Genomic DNA, 17071 nt, shown 5'->3' with positions numbered 1-17071 from the left:
GGCGTTTGATCAATATAATTTTTTAAAATCTCGCCTGCTGCGACACCATCTACTACGGCGCCGGGTGATCGGGCCGCCATTCTCCTCCGGGCATAGCAGCAGGTACCAGGGAGAACGGCAGTTGGTCCGCGATTCTCACAAGCTTCTCAGAATAAACGTGTAAGTTGGCCAAGGTCCAGCGCACGAAAGGCCAAATTGGTGAATTTCACATGACAGCCGAGAAAAACAGGCGCTTTTAGCGTCTTGGACCGAGCCGACTGTGCATGTCCTGCATGATCGCGGCCGCCGCTGCTTTTACCAAGGGCGCCCATTCCTGCAATTTTTCCGGCGTAACGCGGTAGGCCGGACCGGTCACCGAGACGCCAGCCAGCATTTCATAATCGTCCGAGTGAATCGGGGCGGCGACGCAGCATATGCCGCTCTCGTGCTCTTCTCGATCAAAAGCACAACCGCACCTCCTGATGGCATCGATATCGGCCCGGAGATCTGCCACGCTGCGATGGGTATGCTCGGTGTAAGCGTGAAACTCGAGCCCGGCGACCCGTTCTTCGAAGCTGACATCGTCGAGCGCGGACAAAGCCGCCTTGCCGACGCCGGTGCAATAAGCCGGCGAGGCATTGCCGATCTGCGAATACATCCGCACGGACTGCCGGCCTTCGACCTTGTCGAGATAGATGACTTCGGTGCCGCGCAAGACGCCGAGATGCACCGTTTCCCCGGTCTGCGCCTGCAGCAGACGTAGATGCGGTTCGGCGACAGTCCGAAATTCATTGCGCGCCCAACTGCGCGAGGCCAGGCTCAGGAGCCTGATGCCGGGCAGATAGCATCCGTCGCGATCGGTCTCCAGCAGCCCTTCTTCGACGAGGTGAGACAATTGCCTATGCAGCGTACCGCGCGGCTGATCGGAGAGAGACAGGATGTCGGTGAAACGCATTGGACGATCGGCCAGCGCCACGAGATCGATGAGCGCCATCAGTTTGCCGAGCGTGCCGGTCTCCCGGCCGCGACGGATTTCCCCCATCTCGCCCTGTCTCGAATTCATGACTGCCTCGCCCACCATTGATGTACCCTCACGTCCTTGACACGACCGCAGGGTAATCGGATAATTCCACATAGTCAAATTAAGTTCCAAATAATGGAACAAACGGCATTTTTCAATTCCGGGAGGGAAAGAACTTGACCGAGGCACAGGCACAATTTCCCGATCTTAGGGATCGCACCGTTCTCATCACCGGCGGCGGTTCCGGCATCGGCGCTGCACTCGTCGAAGGTTTTGCGCAACAGGGCGCCAAGGTCGCCTTCATCGACATAGCCGAGGAGCCGAGCAAGGCGCTTGCCGACCGGCTTTCGGTGCAATCGGCCCATCCCGTCTCCTTCTATCATGCCGATCTGCGCGACGTCGGCGCCATCAAGAGTACGGTCGCCGCCGTCGAATCCGATCTCGGCGCCATTCGCGTCCTCGTCAACAATGCTGCCTGGGACGACCGGCACGAGATCGACACCACGACCGAGGAATATTGGGACAACAACCAGGCGATCAACCTCAAGCAGGTTTTCTTCGTCTCGCAGGCGGCAGCGCCGGGCATGCGCGCGGCCGGTGGCGGGGCGATCATCAATTTCTCGTCGATCGTCTTCAAGATGAATCCGCCGCTTCTTTCCGCGTACGCGACCGCAAAGGCAGGTGTCATCGGCCTGACCAAGAGCCTTGCCGGCCGCTTTGGACCGGAAAACATCCGCGTCAACGCCGTTTTGCCGGGCATGGTCGTCACCGAACGGCAGATGGAGCTTTGGCTGACGGAAGAAGGCATCGCCAAAACGGTCGAGCGCCAATGCCTCAAGCATGTTCTCAAGGCCGCCGATCTGGTCGGCCCGACGCTTTTTCTTGCATCCAACTGCTCGGGCAGCATCACCGCACAGACCATCATTGTCGACGGAGGTATTCTCTAGTGAAAAACCAGGGGTATTTCGATTGAAAAATCAGAGGAATTTTTAAATGGCGCGGCCCGCATACATAGCAGTCGATTGGGGCACCAGCAGTTTCCGGCTGTGGCTGATCGGCGAAGATGACAGCATTCTCGGCGAGCGCCGCAGCGGCGAAGGCATGACTTCGGCGGCTCAGACGGGCTTTGCCAAGGTGCTGCAGTCGCATCTCGATGCCCTTGCGGCGCCGGAAGACCTTCCGGTCATCGTCTGCGGCATGGCCGGAGCGCGCCAGGGCTGGGTGGAAGCCGGCTATATCGATACGCCGACATCACTCTCCGCCATCCTGACCGGCGCCGTCTCCGTACCCGGTCAATCGCGCGACGTCCGCATTCTGCCGGGCCTTGCGCAACGCGACAGGCAAGCGCCCGACGTCATGCGCGGCGAAGAGACTCAATTGCTCGGCGCGATCGCTGCCGACGTCAAGGGCGAGCAAGTCGCCTGCATGCCCGGCACACATTCGAAATGGGTGCGTGTCGCCGACGGCCAAGTCACCGGTTTTTCGACCTTCATGACCGGCGAGCTCTTCGACGTCATCACCAAACACAGCATCCTGTCCCACGCCGTTGCCGGTGCGACCGACATGCCCGCGGACAGCGCCGCCTTCGCCTCCGCCATCAAAGCTGCCTTCGACAAGCCGGCCCTCGCCACGAACCTTTTGTTTACCGCCCGCGCCGGCCAGCTTCTGCATGGCCTGACGGCGGCCGGGTCGCAAGCGTTGATCTCGGGCACGCTGATCGGCGCCGAAATCGCCGGCGCTTTGTCGTCTGCTGGGCAAGGGGCCGCGATCACTCTGGTCGCCTCCGGACGCCTGCAGGCGCTTTATGAAGACGCATTCCGGATCCTCTCCCTCACCTATACGACTGTTGATGCCGATGCCGCCGTCCGCCGCGGACTCTCCGCCGCCGCGAAGGCGATCTGGCCGAATGATGAAAGAAAAAGCTGATGACGACCCGCATCCCCTTCCCTGCCATGAAGCGCCCGCTCATCGCCATTCTCCGCGGCATCAAGCCCGAGGAGACGGCTGACATTGTCGGCGCACTGATCGACGCCGGTTTGACGGCGATCGAAATCCCGCTGAACTCGCCGGAACCCTTCCGCTCCATCGAGATCGCCGCCAAAATGGCGCCCGCCGACTGCCTGATCGGCGCCGGCACGGTGCTGACCGTTGAAGATGTCGATCGGCTGGATGCCGCCGGCGGCAAGCTGCTTGTGACGCCGAATGTCGAGCCCGCCGTCATCAGCCGCGCCCGCGACAAGGGCATGGTGACAATGCCGGGCGTGTTCACCGCGACGGAAGCGCTTTCGGCCGCGCGCGCCGGTGCGACGGGGCTTAAATTTTTCCCGGCCGGCGTGCTTGGCGCCTCTGGTATCACCGCCATCCGCGCCGTCTTGCCGCCCGAACTCGTCATCGCGGCGGTCGGCGGCGTTTCGGACAAGAATTTCGCCGATTACACCAAAGCCGGCATCCTGGCTTTCGGTCTCGGCACCAGCCTTTACAAGCCGGGAATGACGACAGCAGAGGTTGCCGAACGCGCCAAGGTGACCATTTACGCCTATGATGCTGCCGTAGGAGCCTGACCATATGACCGACATTCATGATTTCCAGGGCAATATTCTCTGCAACACCGCATCTGTCCTGGGCGAAGGGCCCACCTATGATCCCGATACGGATACGGTCTGGTGGTTCAATATCCTCGGCAAGGAGCTGCATGAACTGCATTTGTCGTCGGGCAAGAAGGAAGTTCACCCTCTGCCGATGATGGCGAGCGTGCTCGCCCGCGTCGATGCAGAACGGCAATTGATCGCCACCGAAGAGGGGTTGTTTCTTCGCGATATCAAATCCGGAGAATTGACCTTTTATGCTGCGATAGAGGCGGACAAGCCGGAGAACCGCTCCAATGACGGGCGCACGCATATCTCCGGTTCGTTATGGATCAGCACGATGGGCAAGCGCGCCGAATTGCAGGCCGGCGCGATCTATCACGTCGCTGGCGGCAAGGTGACGAAGATCTTCGATCAGCTTAGCATTCCGAACTCCATCTGCTTTTCACCCGACGGCACGATCGGCTATTTCACCGATACCCGCCTCAGCCAGTTGATGCGGGTGCTGGTCGATCCGCAGACCGGACTTCCGGTCGGCGAACCGATCGTCATGGTCGACAGCATGGACGACCCAGGCGGTCTCGACGGCTCCGTCTGCGATGCCGACGGCTATATCTGGAACGCCCGCTGGGGCTCCGGTTTCGTCGATCGCTACAGCCCCGACGGCTTGCGCATCGAGCGCTACCGTGTGCCTGCCATGCAGCCCTCCTGCCCGGCCTTCATCGGTCAGAACGGTGATCGCCTCGCCGTGACCACGGCTTGGGAAGGTCTCGACGAAGACGCCCGCTCGATGCAGCCGCAAGCCGGTGCGCTTCTCGAACTTGGCCCCACGGTCAAGGGCGTCTTCGATCCGGTCTACAAGATCTGATTGTATTTTATTTTCTTCCCGCTCCGAGGGAGATAATGCGGCCGGCAAAACTCTGCCGGCCTGCTTGGGATCACGCCGTCGTCCTGCGTTGAATGCCGCCCGTTCGTCGCTGTAACCGATCTGCAGGATCAATGGCTTCGGTTGCACAAGGCGGCGTCTCCTCCCTTAATTTTTCGCGTTATTTTGGCCCGACCAAAGGCGATATGCAGCCGTTTCCCGCAACTCTTGCCGGAACTAAACCCTCGTTCGACCATTTTCCTTAACGAACCGGCACGGTGATGGTCAGCCAAAGGAGTGGCGCCGCCCGGGCTGGTGAACATGCCCATCAGAATGGAAGGTAGGTTCACGATGACCGGCAAATTGTTCACTTCCGCTGCTGTTGGCGCAATCTTTGCCACAGCATCGGTTCTTTCGCCGATGGCTTTCGCTCAACAGCAGCCGTCAACCGACAATAATACTGCGCCGATGACGAAGACCGCTCCGGCAACGCCTGACACCACCAAGCCGGCTGTCAAGACGCCGGAAAACGAAGCTAAGGCCCCGGCCCCGGCACCAACGACAAATACGGCTCAGGCCGGATATCTGACCGAGCAGTCGGCCGATCAGATGAGTGCCAAGACCTATATAGGCCAATCGGTCTATAACGGTGAGAATAAAAGCATCGGTAGCATCGACGACCTTATCCTGCAGAAGCAGGGCGGTGTTGTCGCTGCGATCGTTGGCGTGGGCGGTTTCCTTGGCCTCGGCCAGAAGAATGTAGCCGTTCCCTTCGACAAGATCACCGCGACGCAGAACGCCCAGGACGGCAGCATGAAGCTGACGACCACGGAAACGGCTGACTCGCTGAAGGCCGCGCCTGAGTTCAAGACGCTTGCTATGCAGGCTTCTGAGAAGGCCGCAAAGACCCCGGCAACGGCCGCGGTGCCTGGAACGGACACCACGACGACCTCGTCGACGACCAACAAATAACGAAGCTTATCGAGCAACCTTAAAAAAACGGCGGTCTTTACAGGCCGCCGTTTTCGTATCCGTCGCGGCGGTCACGTTCAGACGTGTTCGCGCTCACCGGCAAGTTCATAGTCGTTCTCGTGGAGATATCGCAGCGTCGCGAGACTGTCGGCGGGTTTGCCGTAGTAATAGCCCTGCCCCATGGCGCAACCGAGCGACCGAAGCTTCGCCGCCTCGGCATACTCCTCGATCCCCTCGGCAACCACCTGCAGATCAAGCCCTTCGCACATCGCAAGGATCGCCTTGATGATGTGTTCGGAGGCCCGGTCGGAATTGATGCGCGAGACGAAGGCGCGATCGATCTTCACCTTGTCGAAGATGAAATCGCGCAGGCGGCCGAGGCTGGATTGGCCGGTGCCGAAATCATCCAGCGAGATGCGCACGCCGGCCGCTCTGAGATCGGCGATGATGCGGTTTGCCGTGTCGGCGGAACTCATAACCGCCGTCTCGGTGATTTCCAGTTCCAGGCGATGCGGATCGAAGCCGACGCGGCCGAGAATGGCGAGAATGCTGCTGCTCGTGCCGGGATCCATCAATTGCACGGATGAGAGATTGAAAGAGAGGAAAAGCTCGCGCGGCCACGAGAGCGCGGCCTCCGCCGCCTTTCGCAGCAAGGTCTCGGAGAGCGCATCGATGAAACCGCGCTCCTCGGCGAGCGGCACGAAGACCGCGGGCGAGACGAAGCCGAGATCGGCGTCGTTCCAGCGCGCCAACGCTTCGAAACCGACGATCGCATTGCTGGTGAGCGAGACGATCGGCTGGAAATGCACGTCGATGGCATTGGAAATGATGGCATTGCGCAGCGCCTGTTCAAGCTGCGTCGCACGCTTCATCTCCTGGTCGATTTCCTTGGAATAGACGGTGATCTGGCCACGCCCGCGCCGCTTGGAACGATAAAGCGCCGTCTCGGCGCTTTTCAGCAGATCTTCGAATTCCTCGCCGGCGAAGGGATAGATGGCGAAGCCGAAGGAGGCGGAAAGGCGGACGTTGCGGTCGCCGAGATCATAGGGCGCCGACAGCACTTCGCGGATCATCTGCCCGAACTTTTCCGCACCGACGCGCTCAAAGACGAGCGGCAGCACGAAGGCAAATTCGTCACCGTCATGGCGGGTGACGGTGGCGCCGTCGGGAATGCAGGCCTTCAGGCGGTGTGCGACCTGGCAAAGGATCTCGTCGCCGGCTTCGACGCCGAAGAGGTCATTGATTGGCTTGAAGGAATCGAGATTGGCGATACCGATGGTGAAGGGTGCAGGATCGCTCGCGCGCTCGGCGGAAAGCACGCGCGCGCGGTCGCGCATGCGATAGCGGTTCCCCAAGCCGGTCAGCGGATCGGTATAGGCCATCGCCTGCAATTCATTGTGACTGACTGGCGCAAGCGGTATTTCAGCCGATTTCATATTCAGTCCCGACACCTTCCTCCACCCGTGAAAGAGAATGACGGCGAAGTCTTAACAAAGGATGGCGGGACGACAGTCATTCGATGGGAGGAAAATCTATTCATTAGAAGTTATACAAGTATGAAATTTATTTGATTTGAGCTTTGCGGCTGCCGCGCATGTATTTCTGAAACACAGTCTCAAGAATATCCGGGCTGACAGGCTTCATGATGATATCGTCCATACCGGCATCGAAGCATTGGTTGCGGTCACGCTCGAAAGCCTGGGTGAGCACGCCGATGATCGGGGTGTGCGATCCGCCCCCTTTCTCCGTGCGGCGGATCAGTCTTGCTGCTTCGAAGCCGTTGAGGCCCGGCAGGGAAATATCCATCAGGATCAGTTGCGGGCGGTATTCGCTCCACAGCCGCACCGCCTCGTCGCCGCTGGTGGCGATCATATAGCGATAACCGAGCCCTTCCAGGATCTGCGAGAAGACGATCTGGTTGATATCATTGTCTTCGGCAACTAGGATCTGGAAGCCGCGATCCTCACCGCCGGTCGCGATCTGCCAATCCTCCGCGCTGCCTTCGAGGGGTTCGCCCGGCTTGCCGAGGATATTGCGGTTGAAGTGCCGTGCGATCAGGAAGGTGAGTTCGGTGGCAAGCTGCGAGCCGTCCAGCGACAGAGCCGGCACATTCTGCCGCTCGGCCAATTCCAGGCCACGGTTTCCAAGCTGGTTGTCGATGATGACAAGATCGATCTTTATGCCGAGTGAGCTTGCGACATCCAGAAATGCCGCCTCCTCGCTTTCATTGTGGACCGAACATGCCTCGAAGCCGTATTTGGCGAGCATCTTCAACGCCGCCGATTCCGCGGCAACATCGCTGGTGACCACGAGAATTTTCCTGCCGGAGAAATTCTCGGGAACGAAGGTCTCCATTGTCGGTGCACGACGCGAGGCGGTCTGAAGTGCTGCCATCGGGACGTAGGCGCGCCGATAGGACCGATTGCTGTTTTCCTTGATCTCCGAGACAAGAGCGAATTCGTCGAAATCCGCGCCGTCTTTCGGCAGGTCCTGGATGGTGGCGACCAGGAAATAGCGGCCGGGCTTACCGATACGCTGTTTCCTGGTGACCACATCGCGCTCTATGCCATCGCGAGCGACCTGCCGCTGGCGCGAGATCGATATTTCGCCGGTGTCAATGACATGCCGGTCGTTCTCCTCGAAGCGGTTGGCAATATCCGTGGGGAAGAGATCGATACCCTTGCGGCCCAGCACTTCATCCGCCGAAGTCTGGTATTTATCGCAGAACGCCTTGTTGACCGCGACGTATGCCATGTTGCGGTCTTTGACGAAGAGTGGAAACGGCAGGTTATCGAGAATATCCTCGGTGAGTTGCACGCGCTCCATGTCGAGGCGCCATTGCTCCTCCCGCTTCTTCACCTCCGAAATATCCGAGAGGATGCAGACGCCGAGACCCGACGGCAGCCGGCGCTTGACGAAGCGGACCCAACGATCCGCGCCGAAATGTTCCGTCGTCTCAAAACGCTCGCGCCAATGCGAGGCAATCCGCTGCGAGATCCAATCGTCGCGTGTTGATGCCGATTTCGTACGAACATCGTGATGCCGGACGCCGCTGTCGAACACAGCGCCGAGAAAATCGCGGAGCCGTGTCGACGGCTGCAGAAATTGCGGCGGAATCGGATAGAAATTCAGGACCTGGCGGCTGGCGAACAGCAGCAGATCGTTCTTGTCATAGATAAGGAAGGCACTGGAGAGCCCATCGCAGACGGCATCGAACAGCGCCGCCTGCAGATTGCCATCAGACGGCACATCTTCGGTCATTGCTGCAAAAGCTGCCTTGTCAATCTCGGCAGTCATTCGTCCGATTCCTACATCTATCCGGTGCTGCGGCACACGGGGCTTGAGAGCGGCGACAGCTCTCGCGGTAAATTTATGGAAATATCATGCTGGCCTGAACACTTGAAACAGGCGGAAGCCGGCTCCTGTACATGACGGCCGCCTGCCTGCCGCCAAAAGCCGAGACGTACGCCGAGCGCGCCACCTGCAATCATTTCAAGTTTTGTGAATGCAACCTGTCATCATTCCCTTAAGCTTTGATTAAATTTCTAAACAAAGTCCTGCTGAATCGGGTGGATGACGAAAGGCAGGCTGCGTTTTCTCTTTCCACCCGGTCACGAATCCACGAAAATGCAGATATGGCCATCAAGCAACTCTCCGAAACCCTGATCAACCAGATCGCCGCCGGCGAAGTCATCGAGCGACCGGCGAGTGCTGCCAAGGAACTGATCGAGAATGCTTTGGACGCCGGCGCGACACGAATTGAGATTGCGACCGCCGGCGGCGGCAAAGCGCTGTTGCGGGTCAGCGACAACGGCGCCGGCATGGAGCAGGCGGATCTGGAGCTGGCAGTCAGGCGGCACTGCACCTCGAAGATATCGGACACGCTGGAGGATATCCGCACGCTCGGTTTCCGCGGCGAGGCCCTGCCCTCTATCGGCTCGGTGGCGAAGTTATCGATCGCCAGCCGGAAGCCCGGCAGCGATGGCGGCGCCGAGATTGCGGTCGCCGGCGGCAGGGTCCTGCACCTGCGTCCGGTAGCGGCCAATCCCGGCACGATCGTCGAGGTGCGCGACCTGTTTTTCGCAACGCCGGCGCGGTTGAAATTCCTGAAGACGGAGAAGGCCGAGGCTGCCGCGATCAGCGAAGTCGTCAAACGTATGGCGATCGCCTTTCCGCAGGTGCGTTTCGTGCTCTCCGGCAGCGACCGTTCGACACTGGAATTTCCGGCCACCGGCGACGATCACCTCGCCCGCATGGCGCAGGTGCTCGGTCACGAGTTCAAGGACAACGCCATCGAGCTCGACGCCCTGCGCGAAGATGTGAGCTTGACCGGCTTTATCGGCGTGCCAACCTTCAATCGCGGCAACTCGGCGCATCAATATGCCTTCGTCAACGGCAGGCCGGTGCAGGACAAGCTGATCCTGTCAGCGATCCGCGGCGCCTATGCCGAGACAATACCTTCCGGGCGCTATCCCGTCGCCGTTCTTTCCATCAGGCTCGACCCGGCTCTGGTCGACGTCAACGTGCATCCGGCGAAATCCGATGTCCGCTTCCGCGATCCGGGCCTGGTGCGCGGCCTGATCGTCGGCGCCATCCGCGAGGCTTTGGCGCGTGAAGGCGATCGGGCCGCAACGACGGGCGCCGACGGCATGCTTCGAGCCTTCAGCCCCGGTCGTTCAGGCTTCCAGCCCGCATGGCGGCCGTCGACACCATCAGCACCATGGACGCCAGAGGCTTCGCCTTCGCGGCCCTATCAGCCCGCGGCAACGAACGGACATGGATTCGGCGAGCGACCTCAGACCGCCTTCGATGGCCTCGCCATGCCGACCGCACGCGCCGAAACCGCCGCACCCATCGAGCCTGCACGGGCGGAGGAGCCGGCTCGGTTCCCCCTCGGTGCGGCCCGGGCGCAATTGCATGAGAACTACATCGTCGCCCAGACCGACGACGGCCTCGTCATTGTCGACCAGCATGCAGCGCATGAGCGGCTGGTGTTCGAGGAAATGCGCAAAGCGCTGCATTCCAAGCGGCTGTCTTCGCAGGTCTTGCTGATCCCGGAGATCGTCGATCTGCCGGAAGAGGATTGCGACCGGCTGATGGTGTTTGCCGACGAGCTTGGCGAACTTGGCCTTGCCATAGAGCGGTTTGGTCCCGGAGCCATTGCGGTGCGTGAGACGCCGGCGATGCTCGGCGAGGTGGATGCTCAAGGGCTGATCCGACAGTTGGCTGATGAGATTGCCGAGTGGGAGACCGCCTCGGGCCTTGCCGCCAAGCTGGAATATGTCGCCGCCACCATGGCCTGCCACGGTTCGGTGCGCTCCGGCCGAAGGCTGAGGCCGGAGGAAATGAACGCGCTGCTCCGTCAAATGGAGGCAACGCCCGGCTCGGGGCAGTGCAATCACGGCCGGCCGACCTATATAGAGTTGAAGCTCTCGGACATCGAACGGTTGTTCGGACGAAGCTGAGAGCAGATACGATCGAAAGAGCTGGAAAAGTCCAGCCTGCCGGGGTATGGCAAACAGATGACAGAGATCGGGGACGGCATCAGATGAATCTTTTTGAGGGACATGGAAACCGCGAGGCGAAGATTCGCTATCTCGACGGCGACTTCCAAATCCTCATGCCCGGCTCCTATGTCGTCTGCGCCATGACCGGCAAGCACATCGCGCTCGATGAGCTGCGCTACTGGAGCGTCGCCCGGCAGGAACCCTATGCCGACGTGATATCTTCGCTGGAAGCCGAAAAGCGCGCTGGCGCGCTTCCGAACCAGAAGCGCTGATCGCTACGATCGCTATTTCAGTTTCCGTCCTTCCCGTAACCGCCGTTCGCGGGCGGCTGCGATCGCGCGGTCGATGATCAAAGCCGGCGCGCGGCGATCGTCGAAGACCATGTCGATCTCGATGACACGGCTCGCCTGTAACAGCTCGTCGGCCCGGCCGTGATGGCCGATCAGGCGGACATAATCCTTGGAGGTGGTGACGATCTCCAGGCCTTCCCGGGCGGCGATATCGAGAATATCGGCTATCTCGTCTTCGCCCAGATGTTCATGATCGCCGAAGGTGCGACTAACGGCGATGCTGCCCCCCAGCGACTCGACCGTGCGGAAAAACTTGGTGGGGTCGGCAATGCCGGCAAAGGCGAGGACATTGCGCCCGCTCAGATCCTCCTGGCCGCGCACCTTGACCGATGCCGCGAAAAACGGCTTTCCAGCCCTCGCCGCCATGCGCACGAGCCGGTCGGCGGCATTGCCTTGGCCGACTTTCAGCAGCGCCGAGGCATAGCGCAACTGTGTCCTCAACGGCGCACGCACCGGCCCACCGGGAACGAGATGGCCATTGCCGATGCCTCTTGTGGCGTCGATGACGACCAGAGCATAGTCGATGGCAAGTTGCGCGCTCTGGAAACCGTCGTCCATGATGATGAGATCGGCGCCTTCGCGCACCAGCCGCTCCGCCCCGTCCGAACGGCGGCGGGAGATCACCGTCAATGCCTCACGGGCAAGCAGCAGCGGCTCGTCGCCGACCGCGGTGGCGTGATGGTGGTCTGGATCGACCACCGTCGTGACATCCAGCGAGCCGCCATAACCACGGCTGAGGAAGCCCGGCTTCAATCCCTTTGCCTTGGCGGCACGGGCTATCGCCAGCGCTGTCGGCGTCTTGCCGGCGCCGCCCACCGTGAAATTGCCAACGCAGATGACGGGTACGGGTACGGAAGCGCGGCGACCATGCGCCATGCGATAGCCGGCGATGCGGCCGTATACAAAGGAAAAGGGCGAAAGCCCCCAAGCGCGCCAATCCGGCTTCCGCCACCAGAACGGCGGTGCTTCCGATACCATAATCTAATCCCGCCTCGCGCCTCTTATGCCCATGCGATATCAGCAAGGCGGCAAGAAAAGGCAGATCGGATGAAAAAGCAAGCCTTCGCCTTGGTTAGACCGGCTGGGCAACGGGCAACAGGCTTTCCAGCTCGGTAATGTCATTGAGGCAATAATCGGAGGCGGCAGCAAGCGATTCACGCGAACCGGTGCCGGTCAACACCCCGATCCTCAAACCCGCACCGGCATTGTGCCCCATGTGCAGATCGTGATTATTGTCGCCGACGACGGCGATTTGCGCGGGGGAAAGCCCCGTCGCCTCGCAGAAACCGAGCACCATGCCGGGCTCTGGCTTGGTTCCGAAACCGCTGTCGTAACCAGCAATATAATCGAGATAATCGAGAAAGCCGAAGCGGCGTGCCGTCTGGCGAATAGAGCGCTCATTGTCGCTGGAGGCAACACCGAGCCTGTAGCCGCGCCCGTGCAGGCGATGGAAGAAACCGGCGAGATCGGTGACCGGCGCGGAGAAGTCGGCGGCGTGCGAAAACAGCGCATCGAGTTTTTCCGTCAGCTCCACCACGTCCATCGCAGAGCCGGCGGCGACAAGGCCTTCCGAAATCTGGCGAGTATTGCCGGCGGCAAGCAGGCTGTCAGGCACGATATGGCCGGTGACCGGGTCCATGCCGCAGGCCAAAAGCAAATGATCGGCAAGTAGGAGGTCACCCTGGGCCGCAATGCTGGCAAGTTCGCGATTAACCGGCAACCAGCTCGCGTCATAGTCGAGCAGCGTGCCGTCCTTGTCAAAGAGAATGCCCTCGATCGCGTCTAGTTTGAGTGACGTCATGTAGTGCCCTTATCCCTGCGCCATCGTCTTCGGCAGCAACCGTGCCTTTACCGTCAGTGGGTTGATGTAGGGTTCCAATCCCTTGATGGTCGCCGCCAGCGCCCCGCGCATCTCGTGCACGGCGGCGTAACCGGCGTCGATCATGCCGCGCCGCGCCGGATCGTTGGTCAGCAGGTAATGCACGCCCCTCGCCAGCATTTCGGTGTCGCGCACCATGCGGGCGCTGCCGCGGCGGGCGAGCAATTGATAGGAGTCGCGGAAATTCTGGACATGACCGCCGGTCAGGATAGCGCAACCCAGCATGGCCGGTTCCAGAGGGTTTTGTCCGCCCTCATTGTACAGCGACTTGCCCATGAAGGCGACTTCGGTCATGCGCAGATAGAGGCCCATTTCGCCGATCGTGTCGCCGAGGAAGACATCGACATCGGGCGACAGCACATCGTTGCGGGTGCGGCGCGCCACTTTCAGTCCCTGCTCGACGAGCATTGCTTCGATCGCGTCGCAACGTTCGGGATGGCGCGGCACTATGATGGTCAATTGGCCGTTATGCTCCTTCAGCGTCTTATGGACGATGGCGGCAGCATTCTCTTCGCCCTCGAAGGTGGAGACGGCAGCCCAGGTCTTGCGCCCGCCGATCTGCTTCATGTAGCGGGCAAGGGTCGGCGCGTCGTAGGGCGGGGCGTCGGTATCCACCTTGAGATTGCCGGACTTGAGCACCTGCCGCGCACCGAGATCGCGATAACGCTCGGCATCAAGATCGGATTGCGCGACGACCAGCGCCAGGTTTTCGAACAGCGCTTCCGAGAGCGACGGATGCTGGCTCCAGCGGGCAAAAGAGCGATCCGACAAGCGGGCATTCACGAGGATCTGCGGGATGCGCCGGCGGCCGAGCTCCATGATGGTCATCGGCCAGATCTCGGATTCGGCGATGATGGTGCAATCAGGCTGCCAATAATCGAGGAAGCGGCTGACGGACGGCTTCAGGTCGAGCGGCACATATTGGTGGATGACCTCGTCGCCAAGGCGCTCCTGGGTCACCTTGGCCGAGGTGATGGTTCCCGTGGTCAGAATAACGTGGATGTCGCGACGGCGAATTTCGCGGATCAGCGGAACGACCGCCGAGGTCTCGCCGACGCTTGCGGCATGAAACCAGACGAGCGGCCCTTGTGGACGATTGGCGCTGGCATAGCCGAAACGCTCCAGCCGACGGGAGCGGTCTTCCTTGCCCTTGGCGGCGCGGACGGTAAGGTAAGTCCCGACAAGGGGATAGACCGCAATCCCGCCAAAGCGGTAGGCACCCAAAGCGAGGCGCGCCCTAGCGCTACTCATCTCGATTGCCTCCGATCCAAGGTGATCGTCATCGATGCCAAATCCCAATTATTTCACGGCCGAATGTTCGGCCGATTCTTCGTTCTGATTGCGTCAAAAATACTACGCCATAGCCGGATTAAAAAACGACGATGCCCGTCCGGACGGGAATATCAAATATTAAATGCGACCTCAGGAGGAAGCCTTGTCCTGCGGATCGAGCAAACGATGCAGATGGACGATGAAATAACGCATGTGAGCGTTGTCGACGGTCTGCTGCGCCTTCGACTTCCAAGCGGTCAGCGCACTCGCATAATCGGGATACATGCCGACAATGTCGAGTTCGTTCAGATTGCGGAATTGTACTTCCTCGAGGTTTTCCAATTCCCCGCCGAAGACGAGGTGCAAGAGCTGCTTTTTGTCGCTGGTATCAGTCATTTTCGTCTCTTTCTGCTGTCGTCCCCCTCCACTCTTCCTGTGCGGGATTTTGACCAAAAGGTCAACCGTTTCGTCTGTGGGAGAGCTGGCGTAGGAATTGCGGCAGCCGTGCCGCCGGAGCGCCGCAGAGTTCGTCATGCGAGACCTCCGCGCGATTGTAGTTGAGCGGATGGCCGAAGAGATCGACCAGCGCCCCGCCTGCCCGCTCCAAAATGAGGTCGGCGGCTGCGAGATCCCAATCATGGGAGTTGCGTTTGACGATCGTCCCTTCCAGCCGGCCGTCGGCCACCATGGCGAGGCGATAGGCGAGCGACGGCACATGCTTTGCCCGTTCGATCGTCTTGCGGAAATCCGGATCGAAGCCGCTCAACATATCCTCACCGGCGGCGAGCCTGTGGATATCGTGTTCCGGCCTGACGGAAACCGCGATCGGTTCGCCGTTCTTCAGCGCCGGGCCATCGGCCGTTGCAACGAACAGCTCCTCCAATGCCGGCGCGTAGAGGACGCCCGCGGTCGGGCGCCCGGCGGTCACCACGGCAACACTGATGCACCAAAGCTCAAGCCCCGACAGAAACCCGCGTGTGCCGTCGATCGGATCGACAACGAAGACGGTCGAATGCGACAGCCGCTCGGCATCGTCGTCGGTCTCTTCCGAAAGCCAGCCATAGTCCGGTCGCGCGGGACGCAGGATGGAGGCAAGCTTCTCGTTGGCCGCGAAATCGGCGGCGCTGACGGGGGAGCGCCCCTCGTTCTTCCACCAGACCTCAGGCGATTGGCGGAAGAAGCTGAGAGCGATATTGCCTGCCTGGCGTGCCGCTTCAACGATCAGATCGAGATCGCTCAATTGGCCGACTGCGTCTCTATCGCTCATTCCGAATTCCAATCTCCGCCTCAGCGCCCAGCCAGCGTCATGCCCTCGATGGCGAGCGTCGGAGCCGCGACGCCGAAATCGCGGTCAATATCGTTTGCCGGCGTCAGGCGCATGAACATGTCCTTGAGGTTGGAGGCGATCGTCACCTCCGACACCGGAAACGTCAATTCGCCATTCTCGATCCAGAAACCGGTAGCGCCCCGGCTGTATTCGCCAGTGATCATATTGACGCCGTGGCCGATCAGTTCGGTGACGTAGAAACCATTGCCGACATTGCGGATCAGCTCTTCCGGCGAAATATCACCAGGCTCCAGCGCCAGATTGGTGGAGGACGGAGAAACGGCCGTGCCGCCACGGGCACCGCGCCCATTCGTTCTGAGACCGCCGATCTCGCGTGCAGCCGACGTGGACAGGAACCAATGCTTCAGCACGCCATCTTCGATCATCACCAGGCGCTTGCCCGAAACGCCTTCGCCATCGAAGGGACGCGAGGCCGGGCCGCGCACGATCAAGGGATCGTCCGTAATCGACAGGCCGGCCTTCAGCACCTGCTCGCCCATCTTGTCGCGCAGGAAACTGGTCTTGCGTGCGACGGATGCGCCGTTGATCGCGCCGGCGATATGACCGACGAAGCCGCGCGCCACGCGCGGATCGAAAACGACCGTCACATCCTTGCCGGTCGGCACCTGGCGCGGATTGATGCGCTTGACCACCCGCTCGCCGGCGCGGCGACCGATATCCTCGGCTGCGTCCAACTCGGCGAAATAAAGGCGGCTGTCGAAATCGTAATCACGCTCCATGCCGGTGCCTTCACCGGCGATGACACTGACGGAGCGGCTGAAGCGCGAACCCATATAATGGCCGGCGAAACCATGGGACGTGGCAAGCACCATGCCGCCCATGCCGGCGGATGCGCCTGCGCCCGAGGAATTGCTCACGCCGGGAACGGCGAGCGCTGCCTCTTCCATCGCAAGGGCTGCCTCGCGCAGTTGAACCGACGAGACCTCGGTCGGATCGAAAAGTTCGAGATCGGGATAGGTCTTGGCAAGATCGGCTTCATCGGCAAGGCAGGCGAACGGATCTTCCGGCGAGACCTTTGCCATGGCGACGGCGCGTTCAGCCAGCGCCTGGAGGTCGAAGCCGGGATTGGCCGAGACGTTGGCGACACGGTTGCCGACAAACACCCTCAGTGAAAAATCGTCGCTTTCGGAGGATTCGGTGCCTTCGACCTTGCCGAGGCGGACGCTGACGGATTGCGCCCGCGAGCGCACGACGACGGCATCGGCCGCATCCGCACCGGCTTTCCGGGCGAGGTCGATCAACTGGCTGGCGCGGGAAAGCAGAGTGGCGGAATCGATTTCTGAAGACATGATT

The 17071-nt window shown here is 60.8% G+C and carries 16 protein-coding genes; 7 read left to right on the top strand and 9 right to left on the bottom strand.

Going from position 1 to position 17071, the window contains the following annotated elements:
• Positions 1-235 precede the first annotated feature (235 nt).
• Positions 236-1042 carry an IclR family transcriptional regulator gene (locus N2601_RS01995; RefSeq protein WP_104824997.1) on the bottom strand — a complete coding sequence of 269 codons (807 nt, stop codon included), beginning with the start codon at positions 1040-1042 and terminating at the stop codon, positions 236-238.
• A gap of 134 nt (positions 1043-1176) precedes the next feature.
• Here N2601_RS01995 and N2601_RS01990 point away from each other — a divergent pair, with 134 nt between their 5' ends.
• The 5 genes from N2601_RS01990 to N2601_RS01970 all read left to right on the top strand — a co-directional run bounded on the left by N2601_RS01990 (position 1177) and on the right by N2601_RS01970 (position 5422).
• Complete coding sequence (locus tag N2601_RS01990) at positions 1177-1947, top strand: SDR family NAD(P)-dependent oxidoreductase (RefSeq protein WP_104822149.1); 771 nt, start codon at positions 1177-1179, stop codon at positions 1945-1947.
• Positions 1948-1993: 46 nt separating this feature from the next.
• Complete coding sequence (locus N2601_RS01985; RefSeq protein WP_104822148.1) at positions 1994-2926, top strand: 2-dehydro-3-deoxygalactonokinase; 933 nt, start codon at positions 1994-1996, stop codon at positions 2924-2926.
• A complete protein-coding gene (locus N2601_RS01980) occupies positions 2926-3561 on the top strand; it encodes a 2-dehydro-3-deoxy-6-phosphogalactonate aldolase (RefSeq protein WP_104822147.1) in 636 nt (211 codons plus the stop codon). The genes N2601_RS01985 and N2601_RS01980 overlap by 1 nt, the downstream gene beginning before the upstream one ends.
• A 4-nt stretch (positions 3562-3565) precedes the next feature.
• Positions 3566-4453 carry an SMP-30/gluconolactonase/LRE family protein gene (locus tag N2601_RS01975; protein WP_104822146.1) on the top strand — a complete coding sequence of 296 codons (888 nt, stop codon included), beginning with the start codon at positions 3566-3568 and terminating at the stop codon, positions 4451-4453.
• Positions 4454-4801: 348 nt separating this feature from the next.
• Positions 4802-5422 carry a PRC-barrel domain-containing protein gene (locus tag N2601_RS01970; RefSeq protein WP_104822145.1) on the top strand — a complete coding sequence of 207 codons (621 nt, stop codon included), beginning with the start codon at positions 4802-4804 and terminating at the stop codon, positions 5420-5422.
• Between the two features lie 77 nt (positions 5423-5499).
• Here N2601_RS01970 and N2601_RS01965 read toward each other — a convergent pair whose 3' ends face one another.
• Both N2601_RS01965 and N2601_RS01960 read right to left on the bottom strand, forming a co-directional pair.
• Positions 5500-6858: a putative bifunctional diguanylate cyclase/phosphodiesterase gene (locus N2601_RS01965; RefSeq protein WP_104822144.1), complete on the bottom strand. Its 1359-nt coding sequence runs from the start codon at positions 6856-6858 to the stop codon at positions 5500-5502.
• Positions 6859-6985: 127 nt separating this feature from the next.
• The gene (locus N2601_RS01960) at positions 6986-8719 is read right to left on the bottom strand and encodes a response regulator (RefSeq protein ID WP_104822143.1); all 1734 of its coding nucleotides are present in this window, start codon (positions 8717-8719) and stop codon (positions 6986-6988) included.
• 338 nt (positions 8720-9057) lie between these two features.
• Here N2601_RS01960 and mutL point away from each other — a divergent pair, with 338 nt between their 5' ends.
• Entirely contained in the window at positions 9058-10887 is a 1830-nt protein-coding gene (mutL, locus tag N2601_RS01955) for a DNA mismatch repair endonuclease MutL (RefSeq protein WP_104822142.1), read from the top strand.
• 83 nt (positions 10888-10970) lie between these two features.
• Positions 10971-11201 (top strand): DUF2093 domain-containing protein, encoded by a 231-nt coding sequence (locus tag N2601_RS01950; RefSeq protein ID WP_104822141.1) that lies wholly within the window; start codon positions 10971-10973, stop codon positions 11199-11201.
• A gap of 12 nt (positions 11202-11213) precedes the next feature.
• On the opposite strand, the gene lpxK is transcribed toward N2601_RS01950, so the two are convergent.
• The 6 genes from lpxK to N2601_RS01920 all read right to left on the bottom strand — a co-directional run bounded on the left by lpxK (position 11214) and on the right by N2601_RS01920 (position 17067).
• Positions 11214-12257 carry a tetraacyldisaccharide 4'-kinase gene (gene lpxK / locus N2601_RS01945; protein ID WP_104822140.1) on the bottom strand — a complete coding sequence of 348 codons (1044 nt, stop codon included), beginning with the start codon at positions 12255-12257 and terminating at the stop codon, positions 11214-11216.
• A 94-nt stretch (positions 12258-12351) separates the two neighbouring features.
• On the bottom strand, positions 12352-13080 hold the full coding sequence (locus N2601_RS01940) for an HAD family hydrolase (protein WP_104822139.1): 729 nt from the start codon (positions 13078-13080) through the stop codon (positions 12352-12354).
• Positions 13081-13089: 9 nt separating this feature from the next.
• Positions 13090-14409 carry a lipid IV(A) 3-deoxy-D-manno-octulosonic acid transferase gene (waaA, locus tag N2601_RS01935; RefSeq protein WP_104824996.1) on the bottom strand — a complete coding sequence of 440 codons (1320 nt, stop codon included), beginning with the start codon at positions 14407-14409 and terminating at the stop codon, positions 13090-13092.
• A 171-nt stretch (positions 14410-14580) separates the two neighbouring features.
• A complete protein-coding gene (locus N2601_RS01930; RefSeq protein ID WP_104822138.1) occupies positions 14581-14826 on the bottom strand; it encodes a DUF4170 domain-containing protein in 246 nt (81 codons plus the stop codon).
• Between the two features lie 61 nt (positions 14827-14887).
• Entirely contained in the window at positions 14888-15697 is an 810-nt protein-coding gene (locus N2601_RS01925; RefSeq protein WP_104822137.1) for a 3'(2'),5'-bisphosphate nucleotidase CysQ, read from the bottom strand.
• A gap of 20 nt (positions 15698-15717) precedes the next feature.
• Positions 15718-17067 carry a TldD/PmbA family protein gene (locus tag N2601_RS01920; protein ID WP_104822136.1) on the bottom strand — a complete coding sequence of 450 codons (1350 nt, stop codon included), beginning with the start codon at positions 17065-17067 and terminating at the stop codon, positions 15718-15720.
• Positions 17068-17071 lie beyond the last annotated feature (4 nt).

The sequence above is a fragment of the Rhizobium sp. CB3060 genome (assembly GCF_025200735.1).
Classification (GTDB): Bacteria; Pseudomonadota; Alphaproteobacteria; order Rhizobiales; family Rhizobiaceae; genus Rhizobium.
This window is presented reverse-complemented; position numbering and strand designations above follow the sequence as displayed.

Excerpts from the sequence above, each read along its gene's own strand:
- N2601_RS01995 (WP_104824997.1), bottom strand. The coding sequence starts at position 1,042 with ATGAATTCGAGACAGGGCGAGATGGGGGAAATCCGTCGCGGCCGGGAG.
- N2601_RS01985 (WP_104822148.1), top strand. The coding sequence starts at position 1,994 with ATGGCGCGGCCCGCATACATAGCAGTCGATTGGGGCACCAGCAGTTTC.
- N2601_RS01980 (WP_104822147.1), top strand. The coding sequence starts at position 2,926 with ATGACGACCCGCATCCCCTTCCCTGCCATGAAGCGCCCGCTCATCGCC.
- N2601_RS01975 (WP_104822146.1), top strand. The coding sequence starts at position 3,566 with ATGACCGACATTCATGATTTCCAGGGCAATATTCTCTGCAACACCGCA.
- N2601_RS01970 (WP_104822145.1), top strand. The coding sequence starts at position 4,802 with ATGACCGGCAAATTGTTCACTTCCGCTGCTGTTGGCGCAATCTTTGCC.
- N2601_RS01965 (WP_104822144.1), bottom strand. The coding sequence starts at position 6,858 with ATGAAATCGGCTGAAATACCGCTTGCGCCAGTCAGTCACAATGAATTG.
- N2601_RS01960 (WP_104822143.1), bottom strand. The coding sequence starts at position 8,719 with ATGACTGCCGAGATTGACAAGGCAGCTTTTGCAGCAATGACCGAAGAT.
- mutL (WP_104822142.1), top strand. The coding sequence starts at position 9,058 with ATGGCCATCAAGCAACTCTCCGAAACCCTGATCAACCAGATCGCCGCC.
- N2601_RS01950 (WP_104822141.1), top strand. The coding sequence starts at position 10,971 with ATGAATCTTTTTGAGGGACATGGAAACCGCGAGGCGAAGATTCGCTAT.
- lpxK (WP_104822140.1), bottom strand. The coding sequence starts at position 12,257 with ATGGTATCGGAAGCACCGCCGTTCTGGTGGCGGAAGCCGGATTGGCGC.
- N2601_RS01940 (WP_104822139.1), bottom strand. The coding sequence starts at position 13,080 with ATGACGTCACTCAAACTAGACGCGATCGAGGGCATTCTCTTTGACAAG.
- waaA (WP_104824996.1), bottom strand. The coding sequence starts at position 14,409 with ATGAGTAGCGCTAGGGCGCGCCTCGCTTTGGGTGCCTACCGCTTTGGC.
- N2601_RS01930 (WP_104822138.1), bottom strand. The coding sequence starts at position 14,826 with ATGACTGATACCAGCGACAAAAAGCAGCTCTTGCACCTCGTCTTCGGC.
- N2601_RS01925 (WP_104822137.1), bottom strand. The coding sequence starts at position 15,697 with ATGAGCGATAGAGACGCAGTCGGCCAATTGAGCGATCTCGATCTGATC.
- N2601_RS01920 (WP_104822136.1), bottom strand. The coding sequence starts at position 17,067 with ATGTCTTCAGAAATCGATTCCGCCACTCTGCTTTCCCGCGCCAGCCAG.